This is a genomic window from Woeseia sp. D3-10 (genome assembly GCF_055809415.1).
On the sequence record NZ_JBVVTW010000007.1, the window covers coordinates 3,103,670 to 3,123,196 of the forward strand.

The 19,527-nt window shown below is 58.2% G+C and carries 13 protein-coding genes and 3 pseudogenes; 8 read left to right on the forward strand and 8 right to left on the reverse strand.

Annotation, left to right across the window (positions count from 1 at the left end):
* Nucleotides 1-64: 64 nt before the first annotated feature.
* The 5 genes from rodA to AC0L8N_RS14375 all read right to left on the reverse strand — a co-directional run bounded on the left by rodA (nucleotide 65) and on the right by AC0L8N_RS14375 (nucleotide 5,652).
* A complete protein-coding gene (rodA, locus tag AC0L8N_RS14355) occupies nucleotides 65-1,147 on the reverse strand; it encodes a rod shape-determining protein RodA (protein ID WP_473670171.1) in 1,083 nt (360 codons plus the stop codon).
* Nucleotides 1,148-1,203: 56 nt separating this feature from the next.
* Nucleotides 1,204-3,090 carry a penicillin-binding protein 2 gene (gene mrdA / locus AC0L8N_RS14360; RefSeq protein ID WP_473668375.1) on the reverse strand — a complete coding sequence of 629 codons (1,887 nt, stop codon included), beginning with the start codon at nucleotides 3,088-3,090 and terminating at the stop codon, nucleotides 1,204-1,206.
* 12 nt (nucleotides 3,091-3,102) lie between these two features.
* Nucleotides 3,103-3,591, reverse strand: a complete 489-nt coding sequence (gene mreD, locus AC0L8N_RS14365; RefSeq protein ID WP_473668378.1) for a rod shape-determining protein MreD — start codon at nucleotides 3,589-3,591, stop codon at nucleotides 3,103-3,105.
* Nucleotides 3,584-4,528: a rod shape-determining protein MreC gene (gene mreC / locus AC0L8N_RS14370; protein WP_473668380.1), complete on the reverse strand. Its 945-nt coding sequence runs from the start codon at nucleotides 4,526-4,528 to the stop codon at nucleotides 3,584-3,586. The genes mreD and mreC overlap by 8 nt, the downstream gene beginning before the upstream one ends.
* Before the next feature lie 80 nt (nucleotides 4,529-4,608).
* On the reverse strand, nucleotides 4,609-5,652 hold the full coding sequence (locus AC0L8N_RS14375) for a rod shape-determining protein (RefSeq protein WP_068616727.1): 1,044 nt from the start codon (nucleotides 5,650-5,652) through the stop codon (nucleotides 4,609-4,611).
* Nucleotides 5,653-5,785: 133 nt separating this feature from the next.
* Here AC0L8N_RS14375 and gatC point away from each other — a divergent pair, with 133 nt between their 5' ends.
* From gatC to metH, 7 genes and pseudogenes are all read left to right on the forward strand, one after another.
* Nucleotides 5,786-6,073 carry an Asp-tRNA(Asn)/Glu-tRNA(Gln) amidotransferase subunit GatC gene (gene gatC / locus AC0L8N_RS14380; protein ID WP_473668382.1) on the forward strand — a complete coding sequence of 96 codons (288 nt, stop codon included), beginning with the start codon at nucleotides 5,786-5,788 and terminating at the stop codon, nucleotides 6,071-6,073.
* A 23-nt stretch (nucleotides 6,074-6,096) separates the two neighbouring features.
* Nucleotides 6,097-7,552: pseudogene (gene gatA / locus AC0L8N_RS14385) on the forward strand (Asp-tRNA(Asn)/Glu-tRNA(Gln) amidotransferase subunit GatA).
* Nucleotides 7,549-8,995, forward strand: a pseudogene (gene gatB, locus AC0L8N_RS14390) (Asp-tRNA(Asn)/Glu-tRNA(Gln) amidotransferase subunit GatB). The pseudogenes gatA and gatB overlap by 4 nt, the downstream one beginning before the upstream one ends.
* An 18-nt stretch (nucleotides 8,996-9,013) precedes the next feature.
* Nucleotides 9,014-9,883, forward strand: a complete 870-nt coding sequence (gene hslO / locus AC0L8N_RS14395) for an Hsp33 family molecular chaperone HslO (RefSeq protein WP_473668383.1) — start codon at nucleotides 9,014-9,016, stop codon at nucleotides 9,881-9,883.
* 125 nt (nucleotides 9,884-10,008) lie between these two features.
* Nucleotides 10,009-10,914 carry a metalloregulator ArsR/SmtB family transcription factor gene (locus AC0L8N_RS14400; RefSeq protein WP_473668385.1) on the forward strand — a complete coding sequence of 302 codons (906 nt, stop codon included), beginning with the start codon at nucleotides 10,009-10,011 and terminating at the stop codon, nucleotides 10,912-10,914.
* A 26-nt stretch (nucleotides 10,915-10,940) separates the two neighbouring features.
* Nucleotides 10,941-11,820: pseudogene (metF, locus tag AC0L8N_RS14405) on the forward strand (methylenetetrahydrofolate reductase).
* A gap of 11 nt (nucleotides 11,821-11,831) precedes the next feature.
* Nucleotides 11,832-15,548: a methionine synthase gene (metH, locus tag AC0L8N_RS14410; RefSeq protein WP_473668387.1), complete on the forward strand. Its 3,717-nt coding sequence runs from the start codon at nucleotides 11,832-11,834 to the stop codon at nucleotides 15,546-15,548.
* Between the two features lie 45 nt (nucleotides 15,549-15,593).
* On the opposite strand, the gene AC0L8N_RS14415 is transcribed toward metH, so the two are convergent.
* Both AC0L8N_RS14415 and prmC read right to left on the reverse strand, forming a co-directional pair.
* Nucleotides 15,594-16,079, reverse strand: coding sequence for a peptidylprolyl isomerase (locus AC0L8N_RS14415; protein WP_473670173.1), 486 nt, complete (start codon nucleotides 16,077-16,079; stop codon nucleotides 15,594-15,596).
* 69 nt (nucleotides 16,080-16,148) lie between these two features.
* Nucleotides 16,149-16,994: a peptide chain release factor N(5)-glutamine methyltransferase gene (gene prmC / locus AC0L8N_RS14420; RefSeq protein WP_473668389.1), complete on the reverse strand. Its 846-nt coding sequence runs from the start codon at nucleotides 16,992-16,994 to the stop codon at nucleotides 16,149-16,151.
* A 66-nt stretch (nucleotides 16,995-17,060) separates the two neighbouring features.
* On the opposite strand from prmC, the gene AC0L8N_RS14425 reads away from it, so the two are divergent.
* The gene (locus AC0L8N_RS14425; protein WP_473668391.1) at nucleotides 17,061-18,425 is read left to right on the forward strand and encodes a pyridoxal-phosphate dependent enzyme; all 1,365 of its coding nucleotides are present in this window, start codon (nucleotides 17,061-17,063) and stop codon (nucleotides 18,423-18,425) included.
* A gap of 18 nt (nucleotides 18,426-18,443) precedes the next feature.
* Here the strand turns inward: AC0L8N_RS14425 and prfA are convergent, their stop codons facing one another.
* Nucleotides 18,444-19,526, reverse strand: coding sequence for a peptide chain release factor 1 (prfA, locus tag AC0L8N_RS14430; RefSeq protein WP_473668393.1), 1,083 nt, complete (start codon nucleotides 19,524-19,526; stop codon nucleotides 18,444-18,446).
* Between the last annotated feature and the right edge of the window lies 1 nt (nucleotide 19,527).

The window sequence follows — 19,527 nt, forward strand, 5'->3', positions numbered from 1 at the left end:
TGCAGGTGCAGAGGCAAGTAGCGCGGCGACGATGAATCGTGTTGCAGTGTTGATGAGTAATACCTCAGTGCGGAAGCAATTTTCGGTGCGTGTGAATGGACATGAGAATACCGAATCCGGCCATTAGCGTCACCATGGACGTACCGCCGAAGCTGACCAGCGGTAGCGGTACCCCAACAACCGGCACCAGTCCTGTAACCATCGCTGTATTCACAAAAACGTAGACGAAGAACGTCAGGCTGATGCTGCCTGCAAGCAGCCGGGAATAGGAGTCGCGTGCTTGCATGGCAATGTACATGCCGCGGCCGATTACAAACATGTACAAGCCAAGCAACGTGAGTACGCCCAGCAGTCCCAGCTCTTCGCCCATGACGGCGAAGATAAAGTCAGTGTCGCGTTCAGGAAGAAATTCGAGCTGAGCCTGACTGCCATTGGTCCAACCCTTGCCGAACAGGCCGCCCGAACCGATCGCGATCTTGGACTGAATGATGTTGTAGCCGGCACCGAGCGGATCCGAGTCGGGGTTTAGCAGCGTAAGGACGCGTTGCCGCTGATAGTCCTGCATGAAGTTCCACAGCACCATCGCGCCCGGTATGGATAACAGTCCGAGCATGAACATTAACCGTATCGACATGCCGGCGAGTACCAGTACGAGAAAACCTGATGCGGCGATCAGTAACGCCGTACCGAGGTCTGGTTGTTTGGCAATCATAAACGCGGGCAGCACGATCATCGCGCCGACCACCAGCAAGTGGCCCACGCGTGGCGGCAGCGTACGTTGATGCAGGTAAGCTGCGGCCATCATGGGCACCGCGAGCTTCATGATCTCGGAAGGTTGAAAACGGATGCCAATATCCAGCCAGCGTTGCGCGCCCTGGCCGACTTCGCCGCGAATCAGCACCATCGTCAGCAGCAGCAGCCCCATTACATAGCCCCAGAACGACCAGCGCCGCAACAGGTCCGGCGGCAACTGCGCAACCAGGAACAGCGCACACAGCGCAACACTGAGACGCACGCATTGCGAGATCCAGAGGTCCATGTTCGTGCCGACGGCGCTGTATAGAACAACCAGGCCGAAGCCACAGATCAGCAGCAGGCCACCAAGCAGTGGGCCATCGATATGCAAACTGCGCAGCAGGCGCGCCATATCGCCAAGCGGGGCCGCCTTGCGTTCAATCAGCCGTTGAGTGTCACTGAATCGCATCAGTGCTGTATCCGAGGTATTGATCCATGAGCTGTCTGGCAACAGGCGCGGCGACGCGCGAACCACTGCTGCCGTTCTCGATCACGATCGCGACCGCGATTTTCTGGGTCGTCCAGTGGAGCAAACGAAACGAACAGGGCGTGATCCCGCAATCGTTCGGCGATAGTTTCTTCATCGTATTCATCTTCCTGCGCGACCGTGAACACCTGCGCTGTTCCGCTCTTACCGGCCATCGAGTAGGTCGCGCCACGGCCGGCAGCACGCGCAGTGCCTTTCGGGCCCTGCAGAACGTCGTGCATCGCATCGATGACGCTGTCCCAATAAAACTCGTTGTCGATGTCCACAGCGGCTTCGAGCACCGGGTCGACAGCTGTACGGTCGCCCGTCAATGGATTTTCAACAGCGGTGACCAGATGCGGTCGAAAACGCTGGCCGCGCATGGCCAGTGCGGCAGTTGCATTGGCGAGCTGTATGGGCGTTGCCAGCATGTAGCCCTGACCAATTGATGCAATGACTGTTTCGCCGGGGAACCAGACCTGATCGGCCCGCGTGCTGAACGCACCGCGCTTCCATTCCCGCGACGGCACGAGCCCTGGCAGTTCACCGACCATGTCCAGGCCGCTGGCACTGCCGAGGCCGAAGGCGGTCAGATAGTCGTGCATGACGTCGATGCCGATGTCCCGACTGATTTCATAGAAGTACACATCGCAGGACTGGGAGATCGCGCCGTGCAGATCCAGTTCGCCGTGGCCTTCCGGTCGCCAGTCGCGGTAGCGGTGAGTACTGCCCGGCAGCGTGTAGTAGCCGCGGCACATGGTTCGCCGGGTCAGGTTGGTGGCGCCGGTGGCGAGGGCTGCCAGCGCGAGTATCGGTTTGATCGTTGAACCCGGCGGGTAATTACCGCGAACAGCGCGGTTGAACAGGGGCTGATTCGGGTCGGTCTGCAAGGTCCGGAATTCCGTTGGCGACATGCCCAGAGCGAACGCGTTCGGGTCAAACGCCGGCGCACTAACGAGCGCCAGGATTTCGCCATTGCGTGGATCGATAGCCACGATAGAGCCGCGTTGACCTTCGAGCGCACGACTCGCCAGTTGTTGCAGTTCGAGATCGATGCTGAGGTGCAGGTTTATGCCCGGCGTAGGTGCTTCGCCTTCGACCAGCGCCTGCGACAATTCGCGTGAATCGGCCGGGACTTGGCGCCCGCGCGCGTTGGTCACGATTTGCCGGTGGCCGGGCTGGCCGTGCAGGCGGTCTTCATTAAAGTACTCGACCCCTGATTTGCCGGTGTGCGCCGTGCCGGCGTACGCTGCTGCATCCAGTCGATTCAGGTCGCTGGTGGAAATGGCGCTGACGTAACCCAGAGCATGCGCGACGCTGGTGCCGTGCGGGTAATGCCTGACCAGGCGCGGCCTGAAATCCACGCCCGGAAATCGCGGGCGTTGCACGGCAAAGTTGGAAATTTCCTCTTCCGTCAACCGAAAACGCAAGGTGACCGGCTTAAAGCGCGGGCCGCGGCGGCTCAGGTTTTTGAAGCGCGGAATGTCTTCCGCATCGATCAGGCCAAGGTCAGCCAGCTTTTGCAGGGTAACGTCGAGGTCGCGTACCTGTTCGGGTATCAGTTCGAGCTGATACGCAGGGAGGTTTTCGGCCAGCACATTGCCGTTGCGGTCAAAGATCAGGCCGCGCGTTGGCGGTATCGCTTCAAAGCGAATCCGGTTGCCATGCGATTGTTCGGCAAAGTGCTCGTGATCAACTATCTGCAGTTGCACCAGCCGGCTGATGACCGTGCCCAGCAAGATCGTGCCGATAACGGCTGATAGCACCACCCGGCCGGCAAACATGCGCCGTTCCGAATGGTGGTCCTTGATGGGTGAGATCAGGTCCATGGTGTCAGTCTGCTAAGGGGAGCGGCGGCGATAATTCACCGTGCCAAACAACAAGTAGACCAGCGGCCACAGCAAGGTTCCCGATACCGCCGGGCCCCAGAAGCGCACGCTGTCGGTGCTGATGCCGGCGACGCCGTTAATCCAGAACAGAATGAATTGGTACAGACCGATGAGCGCTGCGACCGTGATGGTTAATTGCGACAGTGGGAATACCCGCAGTTGCAGATGAAAACGCACGGTCAGGAACACAACGGCTGATAAGGCCAGCGCATGCTGTCCGAGCAGAGTGCCCTGGGCGACATCCAGCACCAGACCGGTGATCCAGGCGCTGCCCACGCCGAAATTGCGCGGCAATGCCATTGTCCAATATATAAGTATCAACAGTACCCAGTCCGGGCGAAACGGTTCGAAGGACTCGGGCAGCGGGGCGATAGCGAACATCATCGCGACGATGATCGAGATCAATACCGGGACGCGTCTGACAGATTGCCGCTCAGTCATCGTTTTCTGCTTCCCCTGCAGTTTCTTCCGCGTCCGTATCCGGGTCCGACTCCACTTCCACTTCCACTTCTGGCTCGGCTGCCTCTTCCTCAGTTGCGGCCGATGACCAGATCAGCATGATTTCGCGAACCTGGTTCAATGCCGCTGTGGGTGTCGCCGACACCTGGGCAAACGGTTCCTGTGGAATACGTTCCACCTTGACGACAGTGGCGACGGGATAGCCGGCGGGAAACGCGCCGCCCAGGCCTGAGGTGACCAACAAGTCGCCGACTTCAATGTCGGCGTTGTTCGGCAGGTACTGGAGATCGAGTCGATCGTACTCGCCCGTGCCGAACGCAATGGTTCGTAACCCGGTGCGATTGACCTCGACGGGCAACGCATGGTCGGGATCGCTAATCAGCAGCGCTTGCGACGATAACAGTCCGGTCTCGATGACCTGGCCCACAACGCCGCCGGAATCGATTAATGCCTGGCCGTCGTAAACATCGTCACGTTGACCCTTGTCGATCACGACAGAGTGCCGGTAAGGATTGCTGCTGACCGACATTATCTCGGCAACGCGCACCCGATCCGTCATTCGCGGTGTTGCTTCAAGCATCGCCCGCAGACGGGCATTCTCGGCCTCGAGTGCGGCATAGCGTTGCAGGCGCGCGTGGGTCAACAGGCGCTCCGCAGTCAGGCGGCTGTTTTCAAGCAGCAGTTCATTGCGATTGGCGGTCGTGTTTTGCAGCCAGTTCCAGCTGGAAACCGGCGCATCAACGATCACCCTGAGCGGGTACACCGCCGCGCTGATCGCTTTGCGAACCGTGTCGAGGTGATGCTGGCGCTGATCGACGATCATCAGCAGGATGCTCAGACCGGCGAGCAGCAACCAGCGCAGGCCCAGAGCCGGCGTTCGGCTGGATCGATGTTGATTGTCGGAGCGGGCGGAAACCATCAGCGTGGTCCGCGCAGGGTCAGTCGCCGGGCTGCAGGGTTAGGCGCTGCACGGCGGGCGGGGCGCAGCAGTACATGCACCTATTCAAGGCCGAAAACGGCCGGTCCCTGCTCATCGATGAGTTCGATCACCCGGCCGCCGCCTCTGGCGACGCAGGTGAGCGGGTCATCAGCAATAATGACGGGCAATCCGGTTTCTTCCATGAGCAACTTGTCCAGTTCGCGCAACATTGCGCCACCGCCAGTCAGTACGATGCCGCGTTCCGCGACATCCGCACCCAGTTCCGGTGGCGTCTGTTCCAGTGCTTCCTTGACGGCGCCAACGATGCCTTGCAAGGGTTCTTGCAACGCTTCGAGTATCTCGTTGCTGTTTAGCGTAAAGCTGCGCGGAACGCCCTCTGACAGATTGCGACCTTTGACCGATATCTCCAGTACTTCCTGGCCCGGGAAGGCCGAGCCGATTTCGTGTTTGATGCGCTCAGCGGTCGCCTCACCAATAAGGATGCCGTAGTTGCGGCGTACATAATTGGTGATGGCTTCGTCGAAGCGATCGCCGCCGATACGTACTGATGCAGCGTATACGATGCCGTTAAGGGAAATAACCGCCACTTCCGAGGTGCCGCCACCAATGTCGAGAACCATGGAACCGCGCGCTTCGTGGACCGGCATGCCAGCGCCTATCGCCGCTGCCATGGGCTCGGGGATCAGGTGGACCTTGCGGGCCCCGGCACCTTCGGCGGATTCACGAATGGCGCGTCGTTCGACCTGGGTAGAGCCGTAGGGGACGCAAATAAGCACCCGCGGGCTGGGCCGGAAATAACGTGTTCCATGCGCCTTGCGGATAAAATGCTGCAGCATTTTCTCGGTTACGGTGAAGTCGGCAATTACGCCGTCTTTCAGTGGCCGGATGGCTGTTATGTTGCCAGGCGTGCGGCCCAGCATATTCTTGGCTTCCATGCCCACCGCCTCGACAACCCGGCCACCACGGCCGCTGTCTTCGCGTATGGCAACCACGGACGGTTCATCGAGCACGATGCCGTGTCCGCGAGAGTAAATGAGCGTGTTGGCGGTCCCGAGGTCGATCGACAGATCGTTCGAGAAATAACCTAAAATGTTCTTGAGCATGCTGGGGGAAGGTTCCGCGTCAGAGATTAACTTTGTAATCTAACAATGCGCAGGACATTGAGCAAGACGGCGTGTATCATTGCGACCGCCCGAATTCAGCACTACTGCCGCAAGGCAATCCTGAGGTTCACCGTTGTCACTCAGTAAAGATCAGGTTCAGCACATCGCGATGTTGGCAAGGCTGCGACTGGCCGAAAGCGAAGTAGACGATGTGGCCGACAAACTGTCCCGGATCGTCAGTTTCGTCGATCAGCTAGGCGCCGCCGATACCGGCAACGTCTCCCCTATGGCGCACCCTTTGAACCAGAGTCAGCGTTTGCGCGCTGATGTGGTGACAGAGCCGGATGCGCGTGAGCAAATCCAGGCGAATGCACCCGCCGTGCAGGACGGTCTGTACCTCGTTCCGAAAGTAATCGAATAGTCATGACGACCGATACCAACGCACTGCATGCGCTGACGCTCACCGAGCTCGCGCAGGGTCTCAAAGCTCACGACTTCACGTCGCGGGCAGTGACCGAAACATTGCTGGGACGCATTGCTGAAACCGGCGCCGCACTCAATGCTTTCATCACCGTTACGGAAGACGAAGCACTGGCCGCGGCCGATGCAGCGGATCAGCTGCTGGCAAACGGCAAAGGCGGTCTGCTAACGGGCGTCCCTCTCGTTCATAAAGATATTTTTTGCACACGCGGTGTTCGCACGACCTGCGGTTCACGCATGCTCGACAATTTTGTCTCGCCGTACGATGCAACCGTTGTTGAACGTTTGGCGGCAGCAGGTGTTGTGTCGCTCGGCAAAACGAACATGGACGAGTTCGCGATGGGCTCGTCAAATGAAACCAGTTACTTCGGTCCGGTTTTAAATCCGTGGGATCATACGCGTTCACCGGGCGGCTCATCGGGTGGTTCGGCGGCAGCCGTTGCGGCTCGATTAATACCGGCGGCAACGGGTACCGATACCGGTGGTTCCATTCGGCAACCGGCCGCGCTTACTGGCACGATCGGACTGAAGCCTACCTACGGTCGCGTGTCGCGTTACGGCATGATTGCCTTTGCATCCAGTCTTGATCAGGCAGGCGTTATTACCCGTTCTGCAGCGGATGCAGCAGCATTGCTGCAGGTTATGGCGGGTTTCGATGAGCGCGGATTCCACCTCCGTGGATGAACCTGTGCCGGACTACACAGCAGCACTCGATCAATCCTTGAAAGGCCTGCGCATTGGCATTGTTCGCCAGCACTTCGATGCCGGACTTGACGCCGATAACGCGCAACTGGTCAAAGCTGCCATCGCCGTCTTGGAAGCGGGCGGAGCAACGGTCAAGGAAGTGGATCTGCCCAATCTGGATTTGTCGGTACCGACTTACTACGTCGTTGCGCCAGCGGAATGTTCGTCGAACATGTCGCGTTTCGATGGCGTGCGTTTCGGTCACCGGGCCGAGAATGCGAAAGACTTACTGGATCTCTATTGCCGCAGTCGCGGTGAAGGTTTCGGCGCTGAAGTACAACGTCGAATCTTGACCGGTACCTATGTGTTGTCAGCCGGTTACTATGACGCTTACTACTTGCAGGCGCAGAAAGTTCGTCAGCTCATCGCCGAAGATTTTCGCAAAGCGTTTGCGGATGTTGATGTCATTGCCGGTCCGACTTCACCGACACCGGCGTTCGCGCTTGGCGATAAGTCTGACGATCCGATCACGATGTACCTCAATGATATTTACACGATAGGCGCGAACCTTGCGGGCTTGCCGGCGATATCTGTGCCTTGCGGACTGGTTGACGGTTTGCCTGTTGGCTTGCATCTCGTCGGGCCGCATTTTGCTGAAGAAAAATTGCTGAATTGCGCGCACCGGTACGCTACTGAAACGAACTGGCACACGCTATGTCCGGAGGCCTACCGATGAGTGCGGCCTGGGAAGTGGTCATTGGGCTTGAAGTACACACGCAGCTCGCGACCAAGAGCAAAATATTTTCGGGTGCGGCCACCGAGTATGGTGCTGCGCCGAATACTCAGGCGTGCCTCGTGGATCTGGGCTACCCGGGCGTGTTGCCTGTGTTGAATGCGGACGTGGTACGCATGGCCTGCAAATTTGGTCTTGCTGTCGGGTCCGAAATAGCGCCACGTTCTGTATTTGCGCGCAAAAACTACTTTTACCCGGATTTGCCAAAAGGCTACCAGATCAGTCAGTTCGAGCTGCCGATCGTGGTTGGTGGCGAGCTGACGATTCGTGACGACGACGGCAACGAGAAGCGTATCGGCATTACCCGTGCCCACCTCGAGGAGGATGCGGGCAAATCCATCCACGTGGGTCTGGATGCCAATTCAGGTATCGATTTAAACCGCGCGGGCACGCCTTTACTGGAAATAGTTTCAGAACCGGATATGCGTTCCGCGCGCGAAGCGGTCGCCTATATGCGCAAAATCCACTCGATCGTTCGTTACCTCGAAATATCCGATGGCAACATGCAGGAAGGTTCGTTCCGCTGCGATGCGAACGTCTCAGTCCGGCCTCGTGGGCAAACGACGCTGGGTACACGAACCGAACTCAAGAACCTGAACTCGTTTCGCTTCGTCGAGAAGGCTATTAATTTCGAAGTGGCACGCCAGATCGAATTGATTGAGGATGGCGGGCAAGTCGTGCAGGAGACGCGGCTGTACGATTCCGATCGCGACGAAACCCGGCCGATGCGCAGCAAGGAAGAGGCTAATGATTACCGCTACTTCCCCGACCCGGATCTGCTGCCCGTTGAAATAGACGACTCCTTTATAAGTGCTGTCCGGGACTCATTGCCGGAATTGCCGAACGCCAAGTTACAACGCTTCGTTGACGAATATGGCATCAAAGTCGCAGATGCCGAGGTTCTGACGCAGAGTCGGGCACTGGCAGATTATTTTGAGAAAGTGACCGAGGCTGCTGGTGGTAATGCGCAGCAGGCCGCCAACTGGGTTACCGGTGAACTGACCGCAGCACTGAATCGCGACGGGCTGGAGATTAACGAGCAAAGCCTGACACCCGAGCAACTTGGCGGGCTGTTGCGGCGCATTGATGACGGCACGATCTCCGGAAAAATTGCCAAGGAAGTTTTCGAGGCGATGTGGAGTGGTGAAGGTAATGCCGATGACATCATTGCCGCACGTGGCCTCAAGCAAATTACAGACACGTCTGCGATCGACACAATCGTTGATGCCGTTATCGAGGCCAATCCTCAGCAGGTTGCAGACTATCGCGCCGGTAAGGAAAAAATCATCGGCTTCCTGGTCGGCCAGGTGATGAGAAGAGTCACGCGGCAAGGCCAACCCCGGTCAGGTCAACGAGTCGTTGAAACGCAAACTCGCTGATTCGTGATTGCGGTTATTGCGCGCTATGTCTGCTAACGACACTGTCATTCCTTTTTTGTTCGAGTCGCTGCCGGTTCGTGGTGCGTTGGTGCAGCTGACTTCGTCATGGCAGCGGATGCAGGACGGACGCACCTACCCCGGGCCTGTCGGCGAAGTGCTCGGTCACGCCGCGGCCGCCAGTGCATTGATCGCACAAAGCCTGAAGTCCGACAGCAATATCACCCTGCAGATCAGCGGTAATGGAGCGCTGTCCATGCTGGTCATGCAGTGCAGTAGCAAGCTCGAGATGCGCGGTATGGCGCACGCCGATCTCGCTGGCGCTGAGCTGTCCTACGCTGAGATGGTGGCCAAAGCGCAGTGCGCGATCACCGTGGACGGCAGTTCGATAGAGCGACCGTATCAGGGCATCGTAGACGTCAGCGGCGAGTCGCTTGCCGCCAGCCTGGAAACGTACTACCAACGTTCCGCGCAGATTCCCAGTCACCTTTCCTTGCTTGCCGAACCGTCGGTTGCCGGCGGCTTGTTGCTGCAGCAAATGCCGGGCAACGGTGAGCTCGGCGAAGACGATTGGCGGCGGCTCGGCATGCTGGCTGCAACGCTGCGGCCAGAAGATGTTCGTGACGGCATAGCTGCAGACCTTCTGGGTCGGCTGTTCGCGGGTGACGATCTGCGCGTCTTTGCCGCTCGCGATGTCGTGTTTCGTTGCCGTTGTAGCCGCGAACGTACCGAGGATGTATTGCGCATGCTGGGTGAGCAGGAAGCGACGGAAACGGTCCGGACAGAAGGGGTGGTCGACGTGACTTGCGAATATTGCGGCCGCAACCGTCGCTTTGACGAGATCGACATCAAGCGGCTGTTCGCGCCAGCCGGTCCATCCTCGGGTCGTTTGCACTAACCAGCCCGTGTGCCGTCCGCGGCCGCGTCTCAATTGTCGTTTCCGGGCGTCCGTCCCTTTTCCCGTCAAAAGTCCCTGTGCTACACTGCGCCACCGTTATATAAAGATATCCTTATATATTTATTATGTTAGCTTCCACGCAACAGCTGCTGGTCCGGTTGAAAGTCGTCGCGGACCCGATTCGCCTGCGGCTGCTGGCCCTGTGCCGGCAGGGCGAATGCAGCGTGTCCGAACTGACCGAGGTGCTGGGCCTGAGCCAGCCGCGGGTGTCGCAACACCTGAAGCAGCTCTGTGACGCGGAACTGGTGGAGCGTTTTCGCGACGGCCAACGTGTCTACTACCGATTGCCAACCCGGACCGCAATGGCGGCACAGCATCGCCAATTGTTGCGTTTGTTGCCGGATGACGAGCCGTTGTTTGCCGCCGATGCGGTGCAGTTGCGGCGTTTGCGCAATGCCGAGCGGCAGCCTGCCGATGCCACAGAGACCGTCGATGCAACGGTCGACCGGGCCCTGCATCGCGCCATCATGGATCTCACGGTCGCAGCGCCAATAGGTGATTTGCTGGATATCGGCTGCGGCCGCGGCGGATTGCTGAAGCTGCTCTCGAGCCGCTCCAATCGTGCGGTCGGTGTCGACATAGACGCCACTGCCCGCGACCTGGCCCGCAATGAATTACTGCTGGCTGGGCTCAGCAACTGCAGTCTGCGCTTTGGCGACATGTACCGATTGCCGTTCACCGACAACGAATTCGACACGATCATTCTGGACGACGTGCTGGCAGGTGCTGAGCGCCCGCTTGACGTGCTGCATGAAGCCGCGCGACTCCTGCGTTCCGGCGGACGACTGTTGTTACTACAGGCAGTAGCCGGGCGTAACGCCCCGCAATTGCAAAAACAACTGGCGCAATGGTGTGCAGCGACCGGCTTGCGACTCGCACCCGGTCGGCTGGTACCACAAAAAACACCGAGCTGGATACTGGCCGTCGCCTGTCCCGCCGAAACCGACATCAACGAAACGGCAGCGGCTTAACCGCCATTGCCCAACCAGAGCAGACTATGACCAACCCTGATTCCAGCAAGCAACCGCGCGTGTCCTTCGAGTTTTTCCCGCCGAACACGGAGAAAATGGAAGAGACCCTGTGGGCATCCATCGAACGGCTGTCCGTCTTGTCCCCGCACTTTGTGTCGGTGACTTACGGCGCTGACGGCTCAACGCGGGAGCGTACTCACGCGGCCGTAGCGAGGATCATGAAAGAAACCGCGTTGACAGCGGCGCCGCACCTGACCTGTATCGGTGCGAGTCGCGATGCCATTGACGATATTGCACGCGAGTACTGGGACATGGGCGTTCGGCACCTGGTTGCGTTGCGCGGTGACACGCCCAAGGATTGCAAGAGCTATGAGCCGCGTGCCGATGGTTACGCGTATGCCGCAGATCTGGTTGCTGGCCTGAAACGCGTTGCCGATTTTGACATTTCAGTTGCGGCCTACCCGGAAGTGCACCCGGAAGCACCGAGCCCGGATTTCGATCTGGACAATCTGAAACGCAAACTCGATGCGGGTGCGACGCGAGCTATTACCCAGTTCTTTTTCGACGTTGACAGCTATTTGCGGTTTCGGGATCGCTGCGCCGCTGCTGGCGTTGATTCGCAGCTCGGTGCCTGGAATATTGCCCATAACCCGTTTCCCGCAGTTGCAACGCTTTGCCACCGCCTGCGGTGCAAAAGTACCCGACTGGCTGCACGAACGCTTCGACGGTCTTGAAGACGATGCCGAAACCCGGCAAATGATCGCGGCCAGTGTCGCTATCGAACAAGTTCGCATGCTGCGCGCGCAAGATATCAATGAATTTCACTTTTACACACTGAATCGTTCGGAGCTGACGTTCGCTATTTGTCACGCTCTTGGCGTCCGGCCACAACAAGTTGCGGCCTGAAGGAAATGACCATGACCAGAGATGAACGAATTGACGCGTTGAAGAGCAGCCTGGCGCAACGCATCCTGCTGCTCGATGGCGCAATGGGTACGATGATTCAGCGGCAACGGCTGGAGGAAGACGATTTTCGCGGTGAGCGGTTTCGTGACTGGCACCGTGATCTGAAAGGTAACAACGACTTGTTGTCGATTACCCGGCCAGACGTGATTCGTGAAATTCATCGGCAATTCCTCGATGCCGGCGCAGACATCATCGAGACCAATACGTTTAATTCAAATTCGCCTTCCATGGCGGACTACGGCATGGAGTCGCTGGTTGCCGAACTGAATCTTGCGGCCGCAAGACTCGCTCGCACCTGCGCAGATGAAGTGGCTGCCAAAGACGGCGTTCCGCGCTTCGTGGCCGGCGTGCTCGGACCCACAAACCGGACAGCGTCGTTGTCGCCAGATGTCAATGATCCGGGTTTCCGCAACATTCGCTTTGCCGAACTGGCGGAGACCTACCAGATCGCAACCACCGCATTGATTGAGGGTGGTGCCGATTTCATCATGATCGAAACTATTTTCGATACGCTCAATGCCAAAGCAGCCATATTCGGTGTGCGCCGTACCTTCGAAGCTACCGGTATCACCTTGCCGGTCATGATCTCGGGAACCATAACGGATGCATCCGGCCGTACCTTGTCCGGCCAGACGACCGAAGCGTTCTGGAATTCCGTGCGGCACGCTGAACCGTTCATGATTGGATTGAACTGCGCGCTCGGCGCGAGCGACATGCGGCCCTACGTTGCTGAGTTATCCCGCATTGCCGAGACCGGCGTCAGCGCACACCCGAACGCGGGTTTGCCCAACGAATTTGGTGAGTATGACGAAACGGCTGAAGAGATGGCCGAAGTGGTTCGTGAGTTTGTGGAGTCCGGTCTGGTTAACCTTGTTGGCGGTTGCTGCGGAACGACCCCGGAACACATTGCGGCCTTACGCAATGCTATCGACGGCGCCGCGCCACGCGTGATTCCTGAATTACCCGTTCGATGCCGTCTTGCCGGCCTCGAACCACTGACCATCGGCCCGGATGACCTGTTCCTGAACGTCGGTGAACGCACCAATGTAACCGGGTCTGCGCATTTCCGGCGCCTGATTGAAGCCGATGACTACGCAACGGCAGTGGATGTTGCCCGCCAGCAGGTCGATAGCGGCGCGCAGATCATCGATATCAATATGGACGAAGGCATGCTCGATTCGGAGCAGGCGATGGTGACCTTTCTGAACCTGATCGCGGGTGAACCGGATGTGTCGCGCGTTCCTATAATGATCGACTCATCGAAGTGGTCGGTGATCGAAGCCGGGTTACGTTGCGTGCAAGGCAAGAGCGTTGTGAACTCGATCAGCCTCAAGGAAGGCGAAGAAGCGTTCATTCAGCAGGCGAAATTGGTTCGCGACTACGGTGCTGCGGTCATCGTCATGGCGTTCGACGAGGATGGGCAGGCCGACAGCGTCGATCGCAAGGTCGAGATATGCGCCCGTAGCTATAAGGTACTGATCGAAAAGGTGGGTTTCGATCCTGCCGATATCATTTTCGATCCAAACATCTTCGCGGTGGCGACCGGTATCGACGAACACAACAGCTACGGCAAAGACTTCATCGACGCAACGCGGCGTATCAAAGCGGAGCTGCCGCACGCACTTGTTAGTGGCGGCGTAAGCAACGTGTCATTCTCGTTTCGCGGCAACAATGTGGTTCGCGAAGCTATTCACTCCGTGTTTCTGTACTACGCCATTAAGGCCGGTATGGACATGGGCATAGTGAATGCCGGGCAACTCGCGATCTACGAAGACCTGCCGGCCAATCTGCGCACCGCCGTGGAAGACGTCATTCTTAATCGCGACCCAGGGGCTACGGAGCGTTTGCTTGAGCTGGCCGAGGAGTACCGCGGTCAGGCCTCCGGCGTGAAACGCGATACGCTGGATTTGAGTTGGCGCGAGCTGCCGGTCGACAAGCGTCTTGAGCACGCCTTGGTCAAGGGGCTGGACCAGTACGTCATCGAAGACACCGAGGAAGCGCGACTGGCGGCCGTGCGACCGCTGGACGTCATCGAAGGTCCGCTGATGTCGGGCATGAACGTCGTCGGCGATCTGTTTGGTGATGGCAAGATGTTCCTGCCGCAGGTTGTGAAGTCGGCGCGGGTCATGAAGAAGGCCGTCAGCCATCTTATTCCGTTTATTGAGCTGGAGAAGGGCGGTGTCCGCGAGACCAATGGCAAGATCGTTATGGCGACGGTTAAAGGCGACGTGCACGACATTGGCAAGAACATCGTTGGCGTTGTTCTGCAGTGCAATAACTTCGAGGTGATCGATCTTGGCGTTATGGTGTCGTGTGAAAAAATCCTGGAGACGGCGCGCCGTGAGGGCGCGCAGATTATCGGTTTGTCAGGTCTGATCACGCCATCGCTCGATGAGATGGTCAACGTTGCACGAGAAATGCAGCGGCAGAAATTTGAATTACCGCTGTTGATTGGCGGCGCAACGACGTCACCGGCGCACACCGCTGTGAAGATCGAGCCGAACTACGAAGGACCGGTCATCTACGTCAAAGATGCATCGCGCTCGGTAGGTGTTGCACAGGCATTGATCGAACCCGGCAGCCGTGAGGCTCTCGCGCGCAAGGTTCGCGAAGAGAACGCTAAGCGCCGTGAACGGCATGCGGGTAATCAACGCCAGGCACCGGCCTTGTCGCTTAATCGCGCGAGAGAAAACCGGCATCGTTGTGATTGGCAGGCCTACAAGCCGCCGGCGCCTTCGTTCACCGGTCGCCGTGTACTTCGCGATATCGACCTGTCGGTGATTCGCGAGTACATCGACTGGATGCCGTTCTTCAATGCCTGGGAATTCCGTGGCAAGTTTCCGGATATTCTTCAGGATGCAGTCGTCGGCGAAGCGGCAAGTTCCTTGTACGCAGATGCAACGGCAATGCTCGATCGGATAGTCGATGAAAAATGGCTGGAAGCGCGCGCGGTATTCGGCTTCTTCCCGGCGAACTCGGTGGATTGCGACGACGTGCGCGTGTACACCGACGATCGTAAGGAAGAACTGATGCGCCTTTGTCACATTCGCCAGCAAAAAACGAAGCCCAGAGGCAAAACGAATGATTGCCTCGCCGACTACGTTGCACCGGATGACAGTGGCCTGGAAGATCATATCGGCGCATTTGCGGTTACCGCTGGCATTGGCATCGACGAACACGTCAAACGCTTTGAAGCTGAGCACGATGACTATTCAAGCATCATTCTCAAAGCACTCGCAGACCGCCTGGCAGAGGCGCTCGCGGAATACCTTCACGAGCAAGTGCGTCGCGAACACTGGGGCTATGCACACGATGAGGCGTTGTCAAACACCGACCTGATCGATGAAAAATACCGCGGTATTCGTCCGGCACCGGGTTATCCCGCATGCCCGGATCACACGGAGAAAGCGAAGCTTTGGGAGCTGCTGAACGCTGAGGAAGAGATTGATCTGAAGCTGACCGAGTCGTTCGCGATGTACCCGACCGCGGCCGTTAGTGGTTTCTACTTCTCGCACCCGGATGCTCGTTACTTTGCGGTCGGCAAAATCGGGCTGGATCAGGTGGAATCCATCGCGGCCCGCAAGGGCTGGCCGGTGGCCGACGTGGAACGCTGGTTGTCGGCCAATCTCGGCTACATACCGTCAGTGGCGGACGCCGACGCGGCATGATTGTGCGCCCCGCCGCACACGCGGCGGGGCGCGACAGAGCTCGGTTCAGTCGTCGATTCGGACTTCCGTAATCGTGATTGCTTCGAGTGGTACGTCCTGGTGCCCGGCACGGGTACCTGTGTCCTGGGCAGCAATGGCATCCACGACGTCCATACCGTCAGTTACTTTCGCGAACACGGCATAGCCAAAGTCGCGGCCACCGTGATCCAGAAATTCGTTGTGACGTAAATTGATGAAGAACTGCGACGTAGCGCTGTCAACGGCCGCGGTACGTGCCATTGCCAGAGTGCCACGCAGGTTTTTCTCGCCGTTGTCTGCTTCGTTCTTGATAGCGTCGTGCGTTGGCTTGCGTTGCAGGTCTGCCGTCATGCCGCCGCCCTGAATCATGAAGTTCGGAATGACCCGGTGAAAAATCGTGTCGGTAAAAAAGCCGTCTTCAACATAACGCCGGAAGTTCGCGCAACTGACAGGCGCTGTTTCTTCGAACAGCTCGACGACGATGTCGCCGTGATTCGTAGCAATAGTGATCATTAGCTCTTTGTGGGTAAAGAAATGGGAGTTCTGTGTATCACAGTTGACAGCCGCTTGTCGTGCCGACAACTATGCGCGCCGTCTTGCGCCGGTCACTCGCGGCAGGCCGCTCAGGTCTCTTGCGCAATGGACATCCGACCAGCCTGCCGCCTGCAGGATGGTAGCGACGGCGTCAGCTTGTTCAAACCCGTGTTCGAGTAACAGAACGCCATCTTCCGCAATAACGTCCAATGCCGTTACGGCGATGATACGTATGTCGTCCAGACCGTCCGGGCCGGACACCAGCGCGGACTGCGGCTCACAGTGAAGAGCCGCCAATGCCGGATCGCCACTCGCGATATACGGCGGGTTCGAGACAATCAGGTCGAAACGGCGTCCCGCCACCGGCTCGATCCATGCACCCTGCAGAAATTCGATATTGGCGATATCCAGTTGTCGGGCGTTCTGCTGGGCGATCGCGAGTGCATCAGCACTGATGTCTGTTGCGGTCACAAAGCTAAGCGGGCGCTCGCGGGCGATCGCCAGCGCAATGGCCCCACTGCCAGTGCCCAGATCCAGTACGTTCATTGCGGCACGGCGGGAAACGTGACCTACGGCCTGTTCGACCAGCACCTCGGTATCCGGCCGCGGAACCAGCGTGGCCGGGCTCACCATCAGGTTCATCGACCAGAATTCTTTCTCGCCACTGATATAGGCCATCGGTTCGCCGTCGATACGTCGGGCGAGCATTGCGTTGAAGCGGTTTATTGATTCGTCATCCAGTTCTTCATCGGCGTGCGCAAAGACATAGCTGCGCGGCATGTCAATCGCCCGCGCAAGCAACAGTTCGGCGTCGAGCCGTGGACTCTCACTGATCGGTTCGAGACGGGTGGTCGCCGCTCTGAGCAATGCATCGATGCGCATAGCGTCGGTCACCGGGCTGGCTCCCGGCGACGGCCTTCAAGTACTATTGCGGGCACTGTCGGTCCTGTGAATGATTCAATGAACGTTTACTCCAATATTCTCGACATGGTCGGCAAGACGCCGATGCTGGAAATATCACGACTCGATACCGGTCCCTGTCGTTTATTCCTCAAGCTTGAACTCATGAACCCCGCTGGCTCCATCAAGGATCGCATCGGGATGTCGATGATAGATCAAGCCGAGCAACGAGGGGACATCAAGCCGGGCGATACCATCGTCGAGGCGACCGCGGGCAACACCGGCCTCGGTCTTGCACTGGTTGCACGGCAAAAAGGCTATCAGCTGATTCTGGTGCTGCCGGACAAGATGAGCCAGGAGAAAATATTCAACTTGCGCGCCATGGGTGCGGAAGTGGTATTGACGCGTTCGGACGTTGCCAAAGGCCATCCTGAGTACTATCAGGATCTCGGCCAGCGTATTGCGAAAGAGAAGGGCGCTTACTTTATCAACCAGTTCGCGAACCCGGATAACCCGCTGGCGCACGAACAAACCACGGCGCCGGAAATTCTTGAGCAAATGGGCGGCGACCTGGATGCCATCGTTGTTGGCGTTGGTTCCAGCGGTACGGTCACCGGTATAGGCCGCTACCTCGCCGAGCACGCGCCGAACGTCGACATCATTCTGGCTGATCCCGTCGGCTCCATACTTGCGGACTACATCAACAAGGGCGAGTTGCACGAGAAAAACGCCGGCTGGCTGGTCGAGGGTATTGGCGAGGACTTTATCCCTTCGATCGCTGATTTCAGCCAGGTCAAAAAAGCCTACAGCATCAGCGATGAAGAATCGTTCAGCGCGGCGCGCGAGCTGCTGCAGAAAGAAGGGCTGCTCGCGGGCTCGTCCACGGGCACGTTGCTTAGCGCCGCATTGCGTTATTGCCGCGAACAAACCGAGCCGAAGCGCGTAGTCAGCTTCGCTTGCGATACCGGTAACAAATATTTGTCAAAACTGTTCAACGACTTCTGGATGGAGGATCAGGGTTTTATCAAGCGGCCGCACTACGGCGACCTGCGGGACCTGGTTGGGCGACCGCACGGCGAGCGCGCGACGATTACGGTCGGTGCCGATGATGTCTTGATGACCGCACACAATCGCTTGCGCAACGCCGGTTTCTCGCAGTTGCCAGTAATGGAAGACGGCAAGCTGGTCGGCGTCTTGACCGAAGACGACATCATTCGTTACGTATTTGGCAAGCCGGATTTGATGAACAGCAAAGTTCGCGACGCGATGCAGACGGCCTACATCCAGGTTGGTAAAGACAGCAGCATCAATAATCTTGTCGCAATGCTGCACGTCCAGCCGTGCGCGGCGGTAGTCGATGACAATGAATTCTACGGACTGATCACCCGCGCGGACGTGTTGAATTACCTGCGTCTGCAGGTCTGATTGCCTTTCGTTACGAAGTCAGTCGCCGAGTGCCGCCAGCTGCTCGGCCTGGTATTCGTTGATCAGCGGGTCTATGACCTGGTCCAGATCGCCTTCGAGCACTTCCGCCAGTTTGTACAACGTCAGGTTGATGCGGTGATCCGTCACCCGACCTTGCGGATAGTTGTAGGTGCGAATTCGCTCGGAACGGTCGCCACTGCCAACTAACAGCTTGCGTTGCTCTGCTTGCGCCGACTGTTGTTCCTGCTGCTCGGCGTCCAGCAACTTAGCCTGCAGCAGTGACATCGCGCGCGCCTTGTTCTTGTGTTGTGAGCGTTCATCCTGGCACTCAACAACGATACCGCTTGGCAAGTGGGTGACGCGCACGGCGGAGTCGGTCTTGTTAACGTGCTGACCACCCGCGCCGGAGGCGCGATAGGTGTCGATGCGTAAATCGGCCGGGTTGATATCGACTTCTTCAATTTCATCGGGCTCTGGCAATACTGCAACCGTGCAAGCAGAGGTGTGAATCCGGCCTTGCGATTCGGTGGCGGGCACGCGTTGCACGCGGTGCGCACCGGATTCAAATTTCAGACGGGCGTAAATGCCACTGCCGGAAATTCGACAGATGATTTCCTTGTAACCGCCGTGTTCACCGTCCCGTGCACTGATAATTTCGAGAGGCCAGCGCTGCACTTCGGCAAACTTCGAGTACATGCGAAACAGGTCGCCAGCGAAAATTGCTGCCTCGTCACCGCCGGTACCGGCGCGTATTTCGAGGTACACGTTGCTGTCGTCATGCGGGTCGGGCGGGATCAGGGATTTTTGCAGTTCGAGAATCAGCTCAGCGCGGCGTTCGTTAAGAGTGTCGACTTCGTCTTCGCCCATTTCGCGAACGTCCGGATCGCTGTCGCGGCTCATTTCCTCAGCGCCGGCAAGATCGGCTTCGACGCGCTCAAAATCCCGGAACAAGGCAATAATGGGCTCCAGTCGTGAGTACTCGCGTGACAGGTCGCGAAAACGGTTTTGGTTCGCGATCGTGTCGGGATCGGACAGCAGTCCCGACAGTTCCTCGAAACGATCCCGCGTGCTTTCCAGATTATTACGTATCGACGCTTTCACA